We start from the raw sequence: 18,479 nt of genomic DNA on the forward strand, positions 1-18,479 counted from the left end.
CCAGTGCCAGTGCCAGTGCCAGTGCCAGTGCCAGTGCCAGTGCCAGTGCCAGTGCCAGTGCCAGTGCCAGTGCCAGTGCCAGTCTCGGTAGTTGTTAAAGTGGGTTTATTTTGCAGGGTGCTGACTTGCTGAGCATTAGTATCAGTTGTCATCGCTACCGTAAAATGAGGCTGATTATGCTCATTTGCGCTAAAGGTCAGCGGTTGTGCAATCGTGCTTAACTCGGGGCTTTTATCTGAAGTGGCATGAAAATGTGCTCCGGCTCTGAAACCTGAAGTTTGGATAGCGCTATGCGGACGTGTTCCTGTTGCTTGTTGAGCTTGGCTATCTTGTGATGCTGGAGGGGTAACTTGCTCTTCTTTACTGGGCTGGATAGCTGATGCTTGAGCTTGTACATTGTCATTATTTGAACGTGTGGATGCTAGAGGATCTTCGCTTGCGGTGGCTGCCTTGTTTGAGGGGCTAGTGTCTACATCTGCTATGGGAGTGGCGGCGCTCCAAGATTTATCGGCAACGAGATCTTTATTACCAATGCTTGTCGCTTTCTCGGTATCTCGAAGCTCTTTTGCTTTTAAGCGAGCAACATCTTTGTCGAGTTGTTTGGCTTTTAACTTCGATTTTTGATCGCGTTTTTTTTGCTGCGCGTGTTCGCTATCGGTGGCGTTATTAGGTGTTTTAGAGGCTGATGTGTGCTTATTCTCGTCATGACTCATTATTTACATCCTCTTTATCGCTCACCAAAAGCTTCGGTTACGTTAGTAAATACAGGCTTCCATAGATATTGAAATACCGTTTTGTCTCCAGTGACGATGTCTGCTTCACCAGTCATGCCAGGGATTAGATCAAACTGACCCGGTTTATCGGAAAAATAGGGTTTATCGATGGCAATTTGCACCTTGTAAAATACGCCGCCTTTTTCATCGGCATCGGTGCTCGGAGATATCCGTTTGACTATGCCATCAAGGGCGCCGTAGCGACTGTAGTCAAAGGCATCAATTTTGATCCGTACAGGTTGACCAACACGAACGAAGCCGATATCTCGCGGAGAGAGTTTAGCTTCCATTAAGCCGGTTTTGGTCATAGGTACAATTACGGCAACCGTTCCACCTGGTTGGATAACACTGCCAGATGACGTGGAGGGGATGGATTGAATAATGCCATCGACGGGGGCGGTCATGGTATTTTCAGAGACCAGAGACCCAGATGATTTTAAGCGGGCAATAATACCCAGCAGTTCAGCCTGAGCATCGGTACGTTTTTCCCCAACTTCTTTGAGCAAGGTTGCTTGTTTCTGTTTCAGCTGTTGCTCTAAATTGAGCAAGTTTTTGGCCAGCACTTGTTGCTTACTTTCCATGCTTTTTAGCTCACGGATATAGGCATCAAGCTTTTGCTGCGACTCTAAAATACGTAGCTTAGAAACAGCTTGCACTTCGGTGACCGATTGCATCATCTTAAGTGTCTGCTCTGCGGTTTTAATCTGATCGCTTAACGGTGGAATTTCTGCTTGTAAGCCGTCAATTTCAGCTTGGGATTTAGCAATGTCTGACTCAGAAAGCCTTGCTACAGCAGTGCGCTCCTCATTCATACGCTTAAGTGAGGCGGTATGTAGCTTGACCAGTTGTGGGTACTCAATGGCAAACTCAGTAAAGTCGGCGTCACGCTTATCGATAAAGGCATCGTAACGTTCAATTTTGAGTAGTAAATTAGCGCGTTTACTGGCGAGCTCCTCCTCTGCCGATTGACTGTCAATCGAGACAAAGGTGGCAAGTATATCGCCCTCTTTAACGACATCGCCTTCTTCGACTTCAACAGAAGCAATGGTGCCTCCTGTACGGCTTTGAATAACCTGTCTATGTCCTAGCGGTACCACTTGGCCTTTGGACTTAGAGATCTCTTCAACATGGGTAAAAATAGACCACAGCAGCATGATCAGGATAGAGCCTGTGATAAGCAAAATAATACGCTTGATCAGCTTTCGCTCCGCTGGCGCCTCAATCGCATCGGTAAACTCGTGCTCAGGCCAGACTCGATTTGCTAGTTGTCGATTATCCATTAGAGAGGTTCTCCTGAGATGACGCAGCTGGTGGTTGCTGAGGTGCTTGTTCTGGAATGGGGCCGGCGTAAACCACAGCACCTTTATCTAAAATTACGACTTTGTCGGCTTGCTGGATCAACTCTTGGTCATGACTGGTAAATAGCACCGTTGCCTGTCCTTTAAGTTCACTAAAGGTTTTGAGGAGTTGCGCCTTAGCTATAGGGTTACGGTTAGCAATGGGTTCGTCTAGTACGATAAATCTGGACTGCTTAAGTAAGGCGCGAGCCAGACTAATATAGCTACCTTCAACGGCAGAGAGAAGCGTGTGACCGCGATTAAATAGGTTGATGTTTAAGTCATTTCCAAGTGCATTGAGCAGTGAGTTTGCTCCTGCGTCTTTTAAGGCTTTAGTCAGCTCCGCATCTGTCGCTTCAGGTTTTGCTATGCGCAGGTTCTCGGCTAAGGTGCCAGGAAATAGGTCCGGTTCTGCAGGACAAAAAGCGGCCCACTGTCTAAAAGCTTCAGGATCATATTGCTTAAGATTCTTACTGTTGACTGTGACATAGCCAGCTTGGGCTTCAACAACACCGATCGCCGCCAATAGCATTGAGGTTTTACCGCAAGCATTTGGACCGATAATCGCAACGTTTTCTCCAGGCTCAATATCGACGGTAACACCGGCTAGGGATGGCTCTAAGTCTGCAGAATAGCGTAACGTTGCATGTTGAAAGCTGATGCCGGGTGCTTGATGTGTATCGGGTGTATCGAGCCTAAGCTCGTTTTGTTCAGTGCTTGCTTGCATAAAACGATCAAACTGAGTAATTGCAGAGCCCATCATGGTGATTTTTTGGCTGGAGGAAAAAGCCAGTTGAGCCGGCCCCGTGATCCGCCAAATCAGCATGACGCAAGCGATGAGTGCTCCCGGACTGATGCTCTGGTTTAACACCAAGAAAATCCCTGTAAATACGGTGACTAACGCAGTAAGCAGGCTCATTGCATGAGCGACGGCGGCATTAAGGCCATTGCGTTTTGCGTATAAAAAGTTTTGTCGACAGTTCTCTTTGCATTGACGAGCAAATTTAGTATTCCAGCCGTCAGTTTCTCCACTGGTTTTTAATTGTAATAGGTTCTTTGCTAGCTCATTAATCGAGTTTTGATAATCACCACTAATCGTCGGTGAAGCCGATTGTGCATATCTATTAACAGCTTTCATTACGAGGTAAAAAAGCAATAGCATCACAATGGGGACGATGACTAACCAACCACTTAGTAGGGCGATGGTCACAAAGGCGATGAGGGTAAATGGCAGATCGACCAAGCCTGCGCCGCCGGGACCGGCTAACAAAGTTCGTACTTTTTCAGCGTTGCGCATTCTTGCCATATGATTGGAGATCCCCACTCGAGAGAGCACCATCAAAGGCATGCTGAGTAGTCGTCTAAAGGTCAGATCGGAAAGATCTCTGGCGAAACGGTTGCTGGTGGTGGCTAATACATTGGCGCGAGTTAATCGGCTGGCGACTAATATTCCCAATGCGAGCGCTGCGCCGAGTGCAATGCTGGGGAGTACATTGGGAGCTTGCCCACCAATGACTTTATCGTAAACCGCCATGGTAAACAGGGGAACAGCCAGGCCTGTCAGGCTTGAAAGCAAACTAAGCCAAAATACTGGACGATACCATTTAGCCCTTTTGCTCATGTGCGCGGCAAAGGCGCGAATATTTTGTTTACTGCTTGGCAGGTATTCGATAACAAACAGGTGTGCAGGTTTGGGGATGGCACTTTCTTGAATGCTTTGCCATTGATCTGTAGCGATATCGAAAGCTTCAAATAGCTCGTCACGGCGGCGAGCAATAAAGGCGGGCTCAGTTTCGGGTACCACAATAAATGGATGGATCGATTGAGCGATGGCTTGCTGGTGTAACTTGTACACTGAAAAGCCGATATGGTGCTTCTTGAGTAAGCCTGCTAACTGAGAGGTATCAATATCTTGGAACGTTTGGTCATTGATTAAGTTGGTCGCTTGAGCAAAAAGTCCAAGCTGTTGAAATAAACTGATGAGTATGGGTTTTAGCTCTGGCATGTCAGGCTGCTTTTCAGAATGAACACTTACGGGATCTGTCGTCATCATATTCATCCTTGTGCCGGTGATGTTGTTGGCAGTATTTCACACTCGCCATTTGCGCTGACATTGACCCGCAAATCACTTTGACTGTTAAGGGTGTCAAAGTGAGAGGCGCACAATATGGTCATCTTGCCTTGGTACTGTTTAAGTACTGTCAGCAAGCGCACCTGTGAGTCGGTATCTAATGAGATCAATGGCTCATCGAGTAATAAAATAGAAGGTGACTGCACTAACGCCCTTACCAATGCAATGAGCTTAATCGCCCCCTTATTAAGCATTTGACTGTCATTCACGCCGACTTCGGTTTGGTAACCTGCGGGGAGTTTCGCGATACTCACCGTCAAACCTAAAGCTTCGGCTATCTCCATCGCTCTTGATTCTCGCTCCGGTCTAAACATGGTCATATTTTCTAGTAGGCTGCCCGCAAAAAGAGTGGGCCAGGGGGATACATAGGTGACTGATTGGCGATATTCGTTGGCGTTATGCTCTAGCTGTGCAATGCCTGCGATATAAATTGTTCCTTGCTCTAAATGGTGAAATGCGCCAACAACACTCAATAATAAACTGGCGTGGGTTAGTGGATCTGATGTGATAGTCACTAAGCTACCCGAAGGAATATTCAGGTTAAAGTTCGCGAGTTTTGCGCCTACTTGGTGACTTGCTGCAGCTTCAAAGGTAATCGGCCCAAGGGGGAGTTTTTGATGATACTGAGTGTGACCGTTAAAGGATTCTAGAGGTAGCTTGGCTAAATCATCGACATGAGACATGGCCGTTTTAGCTGATACGAGTCGAGATCGTAAACTGATGATTGCGCTAAGAGGAGCGATTGCGCGTCCAGCTAAAATTGAACAAGCGGCTAGGCCACCAGTCGTTAAATCTCCATCTAGCACTTCTAAGCAACCAATCAGTACGATTAATAAGGTCGTACCTTGGGATGCGCCTTGAATAAGTTCTTGTAGCTTGGATGAAAGCCAGTCGACCTGTTGTTGCAGTGCAAGACGGCGGTAATTGATCTCATTGTACGTTGTCGATAGTCGCGTCTCCATTGCTAAGGCTTTTGCCGTGGTTAACCCCGACAATACCAATATCAGCATACGAGAGCGTTCATTATCTGTTAGCGCTAACGCTTCAGTGACTCGGGTTAATTTTTGGCCTATCACTAGCACCAAGGCCCCAATAAGCGCCCAAACGATAATGGGAATAAACACGAGTGGGCCACCTATATAGGCGACGAGTGCTAAAAAGATCAGGACAAATGGAAAATCCATCAAGGCAACTAAGGCTTGGCCTGAATAGAGTTCACGAATGGCAGCAATGCTTGCCAGTCCATTAGAAACCTTACCCGCTCCGAGATTTTCCACATGATGGTAATCAGAACGCATCAGGGCGCTAACAAGGTTAGTGGTCGTTTTGAGCTCAAAGTTAGCCGCGGATGACGCCAACATCCAGCTACGAGCATAGCGTAGTAGTAACTCCAGCAAGATAGCGACTGCAACGGCAGAGACCAGCACACTTGCGGTGCCGTAGCCTTGATTCGGTAAAATACGGTCGTAGATTTGCAGCATGGTAAAGGGGAGGGCAAGTGAGAGCAAATTGATGAAGATTGAGGAAAGAAACAGTTCGGCCCAAGCCCGATTACTGTTTATTAAGCTTAAGTTTTTTCTCATTTGCTGACCTCATCCTAGACGGAGTAAAACAGTGTTTAAATGATAGCCCATAAATGGGTGTTTACAGTAACTTAACTTAAATTTAACAGCATGGATATAGTCAAAAAGAAGCATTAGAAGAGTTTTCTTTATGGGTGCACAAGGGGGAGAGGCGGTTAACTAAAAGGCATAATGAAAAAGAGTCAGCCAGCGGATGTCGATAATGCTGGCTGACGAATCACCTTACTACTGGAGTCTCTGCAAGGTCAGTTGGCAGGATTATGGGTCGTTATTACTGATGATTATCCGTTGCTGTTAATGTTATTTTGCGTGTTTTTGGCCTGCTTTCACTTTCATCGGATCTCCGTCATAGCCTAAGGCTTGCCAATCGAGTCTGCCTTGTTTGCTATGACAATCCTTACACTTGAGGGCATCCTCCTTAGGTGAAACCATATGGTTGATTGGCCACCACATCTCTGTGGCAGCAAAATCATATTCACCACTGTACTTAAGTCCTTTTTCGGCCATAGTTTGATTTTGCGCCATGCCCAGTTGAGCAGCTTTATCCCAGTCAAAAGTTTTCCAGTAGCCATCTTTACCAAAGACTTTTGGGGTGATGAAGATATTTAACTTCTTGTCGTAGATCTGTTTACCCGTATGTACTTTAAAAGGTGCGATTTTGGCTTTAGGATCCTTGATGTTGCCTAAAGGATGAGTCAGCTTAGTGACAGCGTTAGGCTGTATTTTATCGCCAGCCATATAAGCATCGGCTTTACCGTTATACCAGGCGTATTGAGGTATAACATTCTTAGCCCATACGAAGTCACCTTTCTTTTTCATGTAGTTGTGCTTGCCATATTCATCTCGGGTTTGTTCCCGGTCAGAGCCCGCGGTTGACCAGTCCCAACTCATTTTTGTTGGTTCGTTTTTAGCAAATTCAGGAATATGACAGGTTTGGCAGGCAACCGCTTGACTGTGCTCATTAAGCTTGCTGTTTTCATGGGGCGTACTCTCGTGACAGTTTACGCAGCCGATTGGGTTATTACCTCCAGGTGAGACGCCCATGGCATTACCTGTTATTTGGTGATTGAGCGTGGCGTGACAGTCTTGGCACTGAAAGTCATTACCGTCAGTATCCATATGCACATCGGTACGTTTGTCTGGGTAAGACATAGAAGAATCAAGATCGCCGTGTTTGACGCCATCGCCCCCGCCACCATAGAAGTGGCAGGTTCCGCAGTTGTCTCGCACAGGTGTTCCTACATTTTGCGCCACCCGTTCAAGGTTGACTTTCTTTGAGACTTCACCCGCGCCAGCAGGGTCTTTGACGTAGGTGCCGGTGGTGTCGTGGCAGATAAGACAGTCGACCTTGGTCATATCGGTAAAGTCGAAGTTATTGTCTTTCCAGCCGTAACCCGCATGACAGCTTGTGCAGCGGGGCTCGTTACTGGAGATCGCAACACAGAAATTATTAATGGTATTTTTCTTGCCACGCTTTACGCTGCGCCCAGGAAGAGACTGCTCTAGTTCCCAGGTCCAGTGTGATGATTTCATAAAGTCTGCGGCATGATCTTCATGACATTCTATGCACTGAGTTGTAACGTCTGAACCCGTTGCAAATGGCCCTTGGATAAACTCACTATGGTCTTGGGCTGCCCAGGTGCTAGTGCAGTGTAGGAGCATAGTGAGCAGGCTGAGTGTGATAGCTATGGTTTTCATGATGAATCTCCATCCCCTCGGTAATTAGCCGAGGGGGAATCCATTTTTGTTAGAAGTTGACGGTGAGAGAGGCGTTAACATCAAAGGCGGTGTCGACGACGGGTAACATTGAGTAAGCCGTGCCTGCGATAACCTCATCGATATCTTGAGGTGCTCCTACAGGCGTGCCGCTACCCGTATATTCAAAGTCATAGTAGAGACCTGCAAGCTTGATAAACATACGTGGATTGATATCAAACATGTAATAGGCTTCGCCGACATGGCCACGAGTCGCTAGCTTACTGCCGATAGGGTCGTCTTGCGCTTGCGTGAATGGGGTCCAGTATTTAGACCCATAGTTATATTCGAGACCAAATTTTCCGTATGGGGCAGGGATCTGAATACCGACATAGGCACCGTAACCCTCTTTTGGACCACTGTCGTCAGCGGCACTTGGCATCATGATGATCTCAGTGCCATCGGCGTTAAGCTGAGCTTCAAAAGCGGCATCACTTAACATGCCACCGAACATGCCTGCGTTGCCGTTACCATCAGCGCGTGTCCAACCACCAGAGATAAACCATTTCACGTCATTATCTTCTTCACGTGCAAAGCCGATCCCACCTAAGAACATATCGCCAATAACACCGCTGGGCTGTACTCGAGTTTCAAAGTTAAAGTTGCTGAACTTCTGCATATCTTGATACATAGTTGGCGCAAAAATACCCGCTAGCTGAGTCGGGAAGGCTATGGTGCCTTTAAAGCCATCATTGACATCTTTGGCGCCAAAGAGGGTGAATTGAAGAAAGTTTTTGCCATCATTTATCGCATCAATATTAAAGCCACCTAAGTGAGTATCTTTGGTGACGATATCGCCAAACATTTCGCCATTACCCCACTGGGATTCAAAGCCTTGGCCATAACAGATACGCACAACTTGGCCATCGACTCCGGTCAATTCTCCGAGCTTGTATCCTAATGTGGCACCATCGAAGTTAAAGTTGACTAAGTGACCTGATGGCGTTCCGCCTCGTTGCTCATTTTCACGATATTGGGTTGGGGGGCCATAGGTTGAAGGCCGACGTCCAATGGAGAGATAGAATGGTGAACCGTTGATGTTCTTCCAGTCGAAATAAGCGCGCTCGACTCTTAGCCAGTCGCCACTGGTGTTACCGCTGCTGGTGCCATCCATGGTAAATGAGCGCCAAGAATCGAATACTTGCACTCCGGTAGAGTCGCCCCAGTTTTTATACATAGAGAGCCGGCCCGCAAAACTGACGTTGTCCCAGACTTTGGCTTTTAAATTGAGGCGTAACCTTGTGGTGTAAAAAATATCGTTATCGATATCTTGAGTGGTTTTTTGAGCTAAAACATAAGGCATGATCCCCTGAAGCTGACCACTTTGGAATGCCGCCGCTAAATTCGGATCTGCTGCCATCATCTTGCCTAAAGGTGAGCTTGGATCATTTGGCATGCCAAATACGCCGGACATCGCTTTGGCACCAAAGTCACTAAAATTGACCTTTATTGCAGGGTTCCAGGTCACGTTTTGATAGTGAAGTGAGTGAGCTTTGGTACGAAAGTCGCCAGTGATCAAAATTCTGTCGAGGGCGGAGTGGCGCTCATTGTTATCGACGCGATCATTGAGATCGTCAATCTCGCTGGTGATGTCCTCTAGCTGTTGCTTTAGATCTGAAATTTTTTGAGCGTCGTTTTCATTGGCATATACACTGCCAGATAAGGCAATAGCATTGGCAACGAGTAGTGATATAAGGGTACGCATAACATCTCTCCTTTCGAGGTTTGACTTATCTTGCTGTTGTCTTGTCTCGATTGATGTTGAGGGGCAACCTGGACTTGGCTGATTTTTGGCAGCACGAGGCCCTGAGGCTTTCCCCATTTTTAATTTATCTGTTGGTTACTCTGAGAATCTAAGAATGGTGGTAAGTCGGCTTACCGCGTCTTAGCCACAGGTTTGCGGTTGATCTGAGTCAGCCGCATGGTCATAAAGGAACTGCTGAATATCTTTTAAGTCCTTTTCAGATAGCGCATTAAAGGCTTCTTGATCACCTTTGTGCTTCATACGTTTAAAGAAGCGATCCCACTGGCTCATGGTTTTTGTCATTGGAGTGATCTCTCCCCACACATCACCTTTGCTATGGCAGGCTTTACACTCTTTTTTATAAAGGTGCTTACCCTTTTTAGGGTTACCGCCGTCTGCAGCCTGGGCTTGAAGCCCCAAAGACAGCGCAAGGGCAAGGCCTATTCCGATTTTTGAGATTGTTTTCATCATCAATTCCTTACTTTTTTATAGGTTTGATGCCGTCCTTTGCGTGGTTAATCAAATGCTTTAAAAATGCTTCCGTGTTGTTACTAAATTTAGCAGGTGTTGTTGGGTTAAATATTGAGCTTGATCATGTTCATGATAAAAATCTAATTGATAAAAAGATCATTGAATAAAATCTAATGGAGGTTGGTGTATGCGTGCTTGCTGTTGTTTTTAAGGGGTTTTGTGGTTTTGAGTGTGATTTTGATTATCTGTTTTTGTTTTGCGGAGTGTTTTTGGTGCGAGGTCTGTGTCACGTTTTTGGGTTTTAGCTATCCCTAAAGTGATAACTAGGTTGACTTGCTGTTAATAAAAAGCCCTAGCAGAAAGACTGGAAGGGCATTAACTTGTGTGAGGGAAGATTAAGGCTGTTGACGCGTAGGTGCTAATACGATTTCACGCACACATACATTTTGTGGTTGCTCGAAGGCGAACACGGCTGCATCAGCAACCGCTGTTGGCTCAATCACTCCGCCCATGAACTCTTTCCACTCGTTGTAACCCGCTTTGATCTCTTCGCTGGTGGTGTGGCTTAATAATTCGGTTTCAACTGCCCCAGGCGCAATCGTCACCATACGCACATCATCTAAGGCGACTTCTTCACGGATATTTTCTGTGAGTGCATGTACCGCAAACTTAGTAGCGCAGTATGCGGCATGGTTGGGGAATGTTTTGCGGCCTGCTATTGAGCTCACGTTGATGATGGTGCCTGTTTTGCGCGCTTTCATATCGGCAAGAACCGCGTGAATACCATTGAGTACACCCATCACGTTGATGTTAAGCATACGGCTCCATTCGGCAGGATCTTGAACATCCGCTGCGCCCAGTAGCATGACTCCAGCGTTATTGATTAAGCAACCTACAGGGCCAAACTTGGCTTCGGCTGCAGCAATAGCGCTTTTCATTGCATCTGCATCAGTTACGTCAACACTGACGCATAAGCTATTTTCAAGTACCAGAGCTTGCATAGGTTCAATGCGGCGTGCCAGTAAAAGTAACGGGTGACCCTTAGCACTAAAGGCTCTAGCCATTGCCGCACCAATACCAGAAGATGCACCTGTAATAACGATTAATTGTTTCATATCAGCCTCAATAAGGGGGTAGGATCTCGATTGATGAGTATTTTATATAAACCAATATTGTTGATATATAATCTATAGAGAATATGATTGTTTATATATGACTCCTAATGCTCGTCAACATACCGAGATAAAATGGATTGCCGTTCATGTATCAAGACCTAAATTTAGCAGATGTTCGCGCCTTTACCGTGATTGCAGAGAAAGGCAGTTTTACCCTTGCGGCTGAAAAGCTAGGTTGCTCTCGTTCTCACCTTTCAAAGCAGTTAACGCAATTAGAACGCTACCTGGGAGTGACCCTAATTACTCGCACAACAAGGGCGCAGCGATTAACAGAGCAGGGCAGCTTTTTTTATGAGCGCTGCCAACATGCCTTAGATGTTATGGAGCAAGCCGTCGCCAAGACGGTTGATAACGCCCATAACTTGCAGGGAAAAATCAATATTAACTGCGTTGGTGGTTATATCGGTGAAGAGATCGTCAACCAACTGGTGAACGACTTTATGAGCCAACATCCGAACATTCAGATCCATCTTGATTTTAGTAGCCAGCGAGTAGACTTAGTGCTTGATGAGTTTGATTTGGTCTTCAGAATGGGAGAGCTTGAAGACTCAGGCTTGGTGGCGAGAAAGTTGATGGACATTGCCAATTGTACACTGGCATCGCCGGCTTATATTGCTAAGCGCGGTCGTCCTCAACATCCAAAAGAGTTGAAGAGCCATGCCTGTATTACCGGGTCGGTATACCACTGGAATTATCACTCTCGTAGCGATAAAAACCAAAAGGCAGAGGTCACGATTGCTGGCACTTTCTTATGTAAAAATGGCCGCGTGATGAAAAGTAGTGCGTTGGCAGGAAATGGTATTGTCAGATTACCTGAAATTTACTGTAGCACGGAGTTAGATAGCGGTGAATTAGTGCATGTATTTGAAGATTGGACCATATCGGATACACCGCTTTATCTGCTTTATAACAAAGATCAGTTTCAACCAGCTCGATTAAGGCAGTTTATTGATTTCACTACACAGCACTTTATGGAATATGTGGCGTTGCCAAAAAATTGAATTGAATTAATTTTGATCCCCCTTTAATCGGTTTGTTACTGATGATTGGGGTGGCAAACATTTTGCTATATAAATGTTTATTTAAAGTTAAATTTGTCATCCATTTTAGTCGGTTTTGTCTTAGAATATCTTAAGAACAAAAATAACCTTTTTTCGATTTGAGTCGTATTGCTGCTTAGAGCGTTAAGGACATTAAAAGGTGGAATGGATGAACCTAAAGAAAATAGCACTAGCTTGTGCCTTGTTACATTGCTTTTCAGCCCATGCAGGGCAAGAATATTATGAGGCTCGAAGCGATGCTATGGGGGGAGCGGGCGTTGCAGCTTCAAATAAAGAGGGGGCGGCTTTTGTTAATCCTGCCTTACTCGCGATTAATGCGCATAAAGACAATTCTGCAGTACTGCTGATGCCTGTTCTTGGAATCGATATGGCTGATAGCGATGACATGATAGATAAGTTTGATTCGCTGATTGACTCATACGATGGCTTAGCTGATGCGATTGATACGGGCAATAGTGGTGATATTAATCAATTTCGTGATGATTTAGTAGCTGATTTAGAGTCGTTAAAGGGCACTTCAGCCTATGCGAGTGCAGGGCTTGGTTTCAGTGTGGCCATTCCACATCAAAGAATGCCGATGGCAATCTTCTATAAGACTTATGTCAACGCCGTCGGCGTTGCTAATATCGCGCAGTCAGATATCAATACCCTCAATAATTTAGATCCTAATAATCCACCACAAATTTCTGATTTAGACTCTCAAGGGCAAGTGGTAGGCGGCGCAGTATCAGATTTAGGTATTGCATTGAGTTTTCCACTTTCTATCGTCAATATGCCGATTGCAGTGGGTATATCGCCAAAGTTTCAGCGCGTCGACACCTATAACTATATTGCCAATGCGAATAACTTTGATGCCAGTGATTTTGACGACGTTAAGTACCGTAATGATGAGACTAACTTTAACCTCGATATCGGTGTCGCCTTGCAACCATTTGAAGGGCTGACGCTAGGTCTGTCGGGGAGAAACTTGATTAGCCAGGATGTGGATACCATAGAAGTTGAAGGGCAAAAGTTTACCTACCGCGTAGAGCCCTTAGTAACCGCTGGAGTGGCTTATGACTGGAGTATTTTATCGGTAACCACAGATATCGATCTGATTGAAAATAAGAAGTTTAAAGAGCTCGATGGTACTCAATATTGGCGCTTAGGGGGGGAAGTTAGAGCCTTTGATTGGATGTCGCTACGAGTGGGTTATCGCCATGATATGAAAGACTCTACAGCTAATCTCTATTCATTGGGTTCAGGCTTTGCCTTCGGTGATTCGTTTTTCTTAGACTTCACCGGTATGTTTGGTGATGACAATGCGGTAGGAGGCGTGCTGCAAACCTCCTACCATTTCTAACGAGTAACGTTAACCCATTAACTCTATCGTTGATTTAATGGTTAGGATAAGCGCACTGCCGCCACATAAAGCCAGAGTTAACGCTCTGGTTTTTTGTTTGTCGACTCGTCCTACTAATCGCCCTGCCACGATATATCCCAAAATCACAGAGGGTAATAGCATTAAAGAGATATAAAAGTGATGCAAGGTCAGCAAGCCTGCAAATGCCAAAATGATCAAAGCAATCATCGAGCTAAAGATAAAAAAGGCCGATAGAGCGGCGCGAAATTGGCCTGCATCTTTACCTGAAAGCAAGATGGCCAGTGGCGGACCGCCAATTGCTGCAATATTGCCAAAAATACCCGATAAAATGCCTGCGATAAATAAGCTAAATCGATTCACTGGAATGCTAAATTTCATCAAGCTTAAACCAACCGCCAATGCCACAATCGCGGCTATCGCCAGACCTAAAATCGGTTGCGGCGCAATTAAAATCAACGTCGCGCCGAGTATGCCGCCAGGAATACGACCTAAGAGTGCATATTGCAGGCCATTAAACTCAAGCTGACCTCGCTCTCTAAATAGGGTCAGCAGTGCAATAGAGAATCCCATCATGATAACAGGTGCAGGTACTAGGCTCGGATCGACGATATACAGCAAGGGGCTTGCAACGACGGCTAGGCCAAAGCCGATAAGACTTTGGGTTAGTGCGCCACAAAAGATAATCAGTGAGGCAAGTAGTAATGTAATGGGTTCGATCATCTGTTTATCCAGCCAAGACGGCTTATATGGGAACGAATATAGGTTGGCCTATCAGTGACGATGGCGTGAATCGATTTACAGGCAAACTATCAGTCGGCTACACGTTTATAGTGGTATAGAAGCAGATAAGGACTGCTAAGCAGTCCTTATCTGGAGATCATGTTTGTCGATAATCAATGAAGATTATTCAAGTTCTTCCCACTCAATGCCCATTTCATCCATTAGACGTTTAACCTCAGCAGGCATGCTGTCGGGTTTATCTTTAGTTAGATCGGCATCGTTTGGCAGTGGCTGGCCTGTGTATGCATGCAGGAATGCTTCGCACAACAGTTCACTGTTTGTGGCGTGACGCAAGTTATTCACCTGGCGGCGTGTGCGTTCATCGGTAAGTACTTTAAGTACTTTCAAAGGAATGGACACAGTAATTTTTTTCACTTGTTCATTCTTTTTGCCGTGTTCAGCATATGGGCTGATATAATCGCCATTCCACTCAGTCATTGACTCACCTGTAATTTCAAAATTCGGGGCAGATTTTAACCCTTTAAATTGTGCAGTCAAATTATTGCCTCTTATTTATGATAAATGCAAATAGATTTCTATATGCATGGACGTCTAAACGTCTAAAGTGGTTGACGAGGAGGATGTGCTTAGGTACATTTAGACGTCCAGACATCTCTAATAAGAAAATCAGTAACTAAGGAGTAGTACATGACCGAGCGTAAACTTGCCACCGCGGCAGTGCGTCAAGGCATTGAGTCCGATAGCCAACATGGCGCTGTTGTACCGCCAATATACCTGTCAACTAACTACTCTTTTGATGGTCATAAAAATCCAAGAGACTTCGATTATAGCCGCTCGGGTAACCCAACTCGCTCCATTCTTGGCGATGCGATTGCCGAACTTGAAAAAGGTGCGACGGGAGTGGTGACTTGCACTGGTATGGCGGCAATCACCTTGGCGACAAATCTACTCGGGCCAGATGATTTACTTGTCGTGCCACATGACTGTTATGGCGGCAGTTACCGTTTATTTACTAACCTTGCCAAGAAAGGTCAGTTTAAGTTGCTAGTAGTGGATCAGACTGACTCACAGGCACTTAATCAGGCGATAGCGCAAAAACCTAAGATGGTATGGTTAGAAACACCGTCGAACCCCTTACTTCGCGTGGTCGATATTGAAGCTATCAGTTCGGCTAGCCATGAAGTCGGCGCGTTAGTCGTCGTCGATAACACTTTTCTGTCACCTATTTTGCAACAGCCGTTATTACTTGGCGCCGATATCGTGATCCATTCTACGACAAAATATATTAATGGTCATAGTGATGTGGTGGGCGGCGCTGTTGTGGCTAAAGATCCTGAAGTCGGAGAGTTGCTGCATTGGTGGTCAAATACATTAGGGCTAACGGGCTCAGCATTTGATAGTTATCTCACTTTGCGCGGAATTCGCACACTTGCAGTACGAATTCGCGAACATCAGGCGAATGCGCAACGAATTCTTGATACCCTAGTCAATCATAAAGCTGTATCCAAAATTTATTACCCAGGACTTAAAGATCACCCGGGGCATGAGATTGCGGCCAAGCAGCAAAAAGGTTTTGGCGCCATGTTGAGCTTTGAGCTCCAAGGTGGGGAGCCCCAGTTGGTGGAGTTCTTAAAAAATCTTAATTATTTTTCAGTTGCAGAAAGTCTTGGCGGCGTTGAAAGTTTAGTGGCCGTTCCTGCGACCATGACACATAGGGCGATGGAGCCAGAGGCTCGCGCTGAAGCTGGCGTAAAAGATACGCTTATCCGTCTTTCTGTTGGTATCGAAGATGCTGACGATCTTGTTGCCGATATTGAAGCTGCGCTTAATGCTGCAGCCGCTTGTTAATTAAAGGGGTATACGATGGCACGCTGTCACTTACATAAATTTGGTGGCTCAAGTCTAGCGGATGCAGACTGTTACCGTCGCGTTGCTCATATTTTGCTGACGCATGGCCACAGCGACGATTTAGTTGTGGTGTCAGCTGCCGGTAAAAGTACTAATTTCCTGTATAAGTTGCTCGAATTAAGTAGCACTAAACAGTTGTGGCAAGAAGAGCTGCAGACACTCATTAGCTTCCAGCAAAATTTGATTGAGCAATTGCTCTCAAATGAGCAGGCACGTTCTTTAAGAGAGCGTTTATCTACCGATAAATCTCAGCTGATCAGTCTATTGTCGATAGAGTCAATTAATGACTATCAGAGCAGCCAGGTAGTCAGCTTTGGTGAGCGTTGGTCAGCGCGCCTATTAGCTGCATTGCTGCGCGAGTCAGGGGTTGCGGCGTCGGATGTCGATGCTCGCACCTTACTGATTGCTGATGAGGGCGCAGTGCCGCAAATTCGCTTGCAAGAGTCTCGCGAGCGTGTGCATCTGATGACCGAAGCACACCCAAATGAGCGGCTAATTATTACGGGGTTTATCTGCGCTAATGAGCGTGGTGATACCTTACTGTTAGGGCGTAATGGCTCTGATTTTAGTGCCACCTTGATTGCTAGCTTAGCGGATATTGAGCGGGTCACGATTTGGACCGACGTTGAAGGGGTATTTAACGCCGATCCGAATAAGATCAACGATGCAAAGTTGCTGAGTAGTCTTTCACTTGCTGAGGCAAACCGTTTAGCCCATTTAGGCTCACCGGTACTGCATAATCGTACTTTGCAGCCACTATTTGATACCCAAGTGAGTCTGGCTGTGCGTTCAAGTTACGCCTCCCACACAGACTTTACCTTGATTGCACCTAAGAGTTCTTCGGCAAGTGCGCCAGTGGTGACAAACTTAAGTAGCGTTGCCTTGTTTAATCTTGAGCTGAAGAGCAATTTTAAACAGTTTATCGCCTTGCTTGAAGAAACAGGCTTGAGCCCACTTGCTCATTGGGAGCTTGGGCAAAACCGAATTGAGTTGACCGTAACGCTTGAAAACCAGAAGCAAGTGTTAGCTTTGCTTGATGTTAATCGTGAAGCATTAGCTGTGAGTAATATTAAGATCACCGAAGACTTAGGCCTAGTTGCGTTAGTCAGCGCCGATGCAAACCTTTACCGTCGTGGATTTGCCAGATTATTGAGCCGTAACGCCAGACCACTATTTAACGATGGCATGAGTCTCGTGACATTAGTGCCGCAAGGGCAAGTTAACCTGCTAACGCAAAAAGTTCATCGTCGCTGCGCCGGTCCACGTAAGCGCATTGGTGTGCTATTGCTAGGGGTGGGCAATATTGGTGAAGCTTGGGTCGATCTGTTTAGCAATGCCCAGGCGGCGCTTAATAAAGAGTTAGAAGCCAGTGTTGAGCTTGTTGGTTTAGTGAGCTCACGCAAGGCACTAATTAGCGATGAAGGTATTGAGCTTGATACTTGGAAACAGGTTTTTGAAGAGCATGCGACGCCTTGGCAATATAGTCACTTATTTGATGAGGTACATGAGCTGGAGTGTGATGAAGTTATTGCGCTCGATATTAGTGCCAGCGCTGATTTAACTCTGCAATATCCAGAGTTTTTTGCCCGCGGAATACATGTTGTAAGTGCTAATAAACTTGCAGGATCAGGTCCATTACCTTTTTACCGAGAGCTTAAGCAGCAACTGGATAATCGTCGCCTGTTTTGGCGTTATAACGCCAGTTGTGGTGCAGGTTTACCTGTGCAACATGCCTTAAACGATCTGCATAATAGCGGCGACAGCATAGAGGCGGTTGGTGGGATCTTCTCTGGCACACTTTGTTGGTTATTTGAAAACTTTGATGCGAAGAAACCTTTCTCGGAATTGGTTATTGAGGCGAGGGGCCTAGGGATCACTGAACCAGACCCTAGGGATGATTTATCTGGCCGTGATATGCAACGTAAACTACTGATCTTAGCCCGTGAAATAGGCTTTGAGATTGAGCTAGAAGATATCGAACTTAAGTCTTTGGTACCTGCTAACTTGGCTGAATTGCCGCTAGAGCAGTTCTTGTCGCGAATTTGCGAGTTAGATGAAGATATGCAGCAACAGTTTGAGGCTGCAGCAGAGCAAGATAAAGTTCTGAGATATGTGGCTTCTTTAGATAAGGTGGATGGCAAGCTAAAGGCTGAGGTGAGCTTACAATGGGTTGATAATAGTCACCCTTACGCTAACCTAACACCAGGCGATAACGTGTTCGTGATCCGTAGCGAGTTCTACCAAGATAACCCATTGATAATTCGTGGGCCGGGTGCGGGTCGCTTAGTCACAGCTGCTGCAGTGCAGTCAGATCTCGCTCATATTTGTAGAGATCTGCTTCAAGAATAATTTTCATCGCTCTAACGTTATAAAGGACTCATTTGAGTCCTTTTTTATTGGCTTGTTTATTGTCATTTTGTTGGTATTAAGAAAAAAA

The 18,479-nt window shown here is 45.8% G+C and carries 14 protein-coding genes; 4 read left to right on the forward strand and 10 right to left on the reverse strand.

Features of this window, described 5'->3' with window-relative positions; all coding sequences use genetic code 11:
• From ACVBIK_RS17215 to ACVBIK_RS17250, 8 genes are all read right to left on the reverse strand, one after another.
• On the reverse strand, positions 1-713 hold a 713-nt coding region (locus ACVBIK_RS17215), incomplete at its 3' end, for a hypothetical protein (RefSeq protein ID WP_447170167.1).
• A gap of 14 nt (positions 714-727) precedes the next feature.
• Positions 728-2,053 carry an HlyD family type I secretion periplasmic adaptor subunit gene (locus ACVBIK_RS17220; RefSeq protein WP_447161470.1) on the reverse strand — a complete coding sequence of 442 codons (1,326 nt, stop codon included), beginning with the start codon at positions 2,051-2,053 and terminating at the stop codon, positions 728-730.
• Positions 2,046-4,163: a peptidase domain-containing ABC transporter gene (locus tag ACVBIK_RS17225; RefSeq protein ID WP_447170168.1), complete on the reverse strand. Its 2,118-nt coding sequence runs from the start codon at positions 4,161-4,163 to the stop codon at positions 2,046-2,048. Before ACVBIK_RS17225 ends, ACVBIK_RS17220 begins: the two co-directional genes overlap by 8 nt.
• 2 nt (positions 4,164-4,165) lie before the next feature.
• A complete protein-coding gene (locus ACVBIK_RS17230) occupies positions 4,166-5,824 on the reverse strand; it encodes an ABC transporter transmembrane domain-containing protein (RefSeq protein WP_447161472.1) in 1,659 nt (552 codons plus the stop codon).
• 300 nt (positions 5,825-6,124) lie between these two features.
• Positions 6,125-7,522, reverse strand: coding sequence for a tetrathionate reductase family octaheme c-type cytochrome (locus ACVBIK_RS17235; protein ID WP_447164242.1), 1,398 nt, complete (start codon positions 7,520-7,522; stop codon positions 6,125-6,127).
• 49 nt (positions 7,523-7,571) lie between these two features.
• Complete coding sequence (locus ACVBIK_RS17240) at positions 7,572-9,284, reverse strand: DUF3373 domain-containing protein (RefSeq protein WP_447170169.1); 1,713 nt, start codon at positions 9,282-9,284, stop codon at positions 7,572-7,574.
• 180 nt (positions 9,285-9,464) lie between these two features.
• Positions 9,465-9,794: a c-type cytochrome gene (locus ACVBIK_RS17245; RefSeq protein WP_447170170.1), complete on the reverse strand. Its 330-nt coding sequence runs from the start codon at positions 9,792-9,794 to the stop codon at positions 9,465-9,467.
• 395 nt (positions 9,795-10,189) lie between these two features.
• The gene (locus tag ACVBIK_RS17250; protein ID WP_447170171.1) at positions 10,190-10,909 is read right to left on the reverse strand and encodes an SDR family oxidoreductase; all 720 of its coding nucleotides are present in this window, start codon (positions 10,907-10,909) and stop codon (positions 10,190-10,192) included.
• A gap of 146 nt (positions 10,910-11,055) precedes the next feature.
• Here ACVBIK_RS17250 and ACVBIK_RS17255 point away from each other — a divergent pair, with 146 nt between their 5' ends.
• Together ACVBIK_RS17255 and ACVBIK_RS17260 are read left to right on the forward strand one after the other, a co-directional pair.
• Positions 11,056-11,970, forward strand: coding sequence for a LysR family transcriptional regulator (locus tag ACVBIK_RS17255; RefSeq protein ID WP_447170172.1), 915 nt, complete (start codon positions 11,056-11,058; stop codon positions 11,968-11,970).
• Positions 11,971-12,178: 208 nt separating this feature from the next.
• Positions 12,179-13,372: a conjugal transfer protein TraF gene (locus ACVBIK_RS17260; protein ID WP_447170173.1), complete on the forward strand. Its 1,194-nt coding sequence runs from the start codon at positions 12,179-12,181 to the stop codon at positions 13,370-13,372.
• Between the two features lie 9 nt (positions 13,373-13,381).
• Here the strand turns inward: ACVBIK_RS17260 and ACVBIK_RS17265 are convergent, their stop codons facing one another.
• On the reverse strand, positions 13,382-14,113 hold the full coding sequence (locus tag ACVBIK_RS17265) for a sulfite exporter TauE/SafE family protein (protein WP_447161479.1): 732 nt from the start codon (positions 14,111-14,113) through the stop codon (positions 13,382-13,384).
• 183 nt (positions 14,114-14,296) lie between these two features.
• Positions 14,297-14,611: a met regulon transcriptional regulator MetJ gene (gene metJ, locus ACVBIK_RS17270; RefSeq protein ID WP_012153825.1), complete on the reverse strand. Its 315-nt coding sequence runs from the start codon at positions 14,609-14,611 to the stop codon at positions 14,297-14,299.
• A gap of 210 nt (positions 14,612-14,821) precedes the next feature.
• Here metJ and metB point away from each other — a divergent pair, with 210 nt between their 5' ends.
• A complete protein-coding gene (gene metB / locus ACVBIK_RS17275) occupies positions 14,822-15,982 on the forward strand; it encodes a cystathionine gamma-synthase (protein ID WP_447161480.1) in 1,161 nt (386 codons plus the stop codon).
• 15 nt (positions 15,983-15,997) lie between these two features.
• On the forward strand, positions 15,998-18,391 hold the full coding sequence (locus ACVBIK_RS17280) for a bifunctional aspartate kinase/homoserine dehydrogenase II (protein WP_447170174.1): 2,394 nt from the start codon (positions 15,998-16,000) through the stop codon (positions 18,389-18,391).
• The last annotated feature ends 88 nt before the right edge of the window (positions 18,392-18,479 follow it).

The organism is Shewanella sp. 125m-1 (assembly GCF_052977065.1).

Bases quoted from the DNA above. Each gene is read 5' to 3' on its own strand.
- ACVBIK_RS17220 (WP_447161470.1), bottom strand. From the start codon at position 2,053: ATGGATAATCGACAACTAGCAAATCGAGTCTGGCCTGAGCACGAGTTT.
- ACVBIK_RS17225 (WP_447170168.1), bottom strand. From the start codon at position 4,163: ATGATGACGACAGATCCCGTAAGTGTTCATTCTGAAAAGCAGCCTGAC.
- ACVBIK_RS17230 (WP_447161472.1), bottom strand. From the start codon at position 5,824: ATGAGAAAAAACTTAAGCTTAATAAACAGTAATCGGGCTTGGGCCGAA.
- ACVBIK_RS17235 (WP_447164242.1), bottom strand. From the start codon at position 7,522: ATGAAAACCATAGCTATCACACTCAGCCTGCTCACTATGCTCCTACAC.
- ACVBIK_RS17240 (WP_447170169.1), bottom strand. From the start codon at position 9,284: ATGCGTACCCTTATATCACTACTCGTTGCCAATGCTATTGCCTTATCT.
- ACVBIK_RS17245 (WP_447170170.1), bottom strand. From the start codon at position 9,794: ATGATGAAAACAATCTCAAAAATCGGAATAGGCCTTGCCCTTGCGCTG.
- ACVBIK_RS17250 (WP_447170171.1), bottom strand. From the start codon at position 10,909: ATGAAACAATTAATCGTTATTACAGGTGCATCTTCTGGTATTGGTGCG.
- ACVBIK_RS17255 (WP_447170172.1), top strand. From the start codon at position 11,056: ATGTATCAAGACCTAAATTTAGCAGATGTTCGCGCCTTTACCGTGATT.
- ACVBIK_RS17260 (WP_447170173.1), top strand. From the start codon at position 12,179: ATGAACCTAAAGAAAATAGCACTAGCTTGTGCCTTGTTACATTGCTTT.
- ACVBIK_RS17265 (WP_447161479.1), bottom strand. From the start codon at position 14,113: ATGATCGAACCCATTACATTACTACTTGCCTCACTGATTATCTTTTGT.
- metJ (WP_012153825.1), bottom strand. From the start codon at position 14,611: ATGACTGAGTGGAATGGCGATTATATCAGCCCATATGCTGAACACGGC.
- metB (WP_447161480.1), top strand. From the start codon at position 14,822: ATGACCGAGCGTAAACTTGCCACCGCGGCAGTGCGTCAAGGCATTGAG.
- ACVBIK_RS17280 (WP_447170174.1), top strand. From the start codon at position 15,998: ATGGCACGCTGTCACTTACATAAATTTGGTGGCTCAAGTCTAGCGGAT.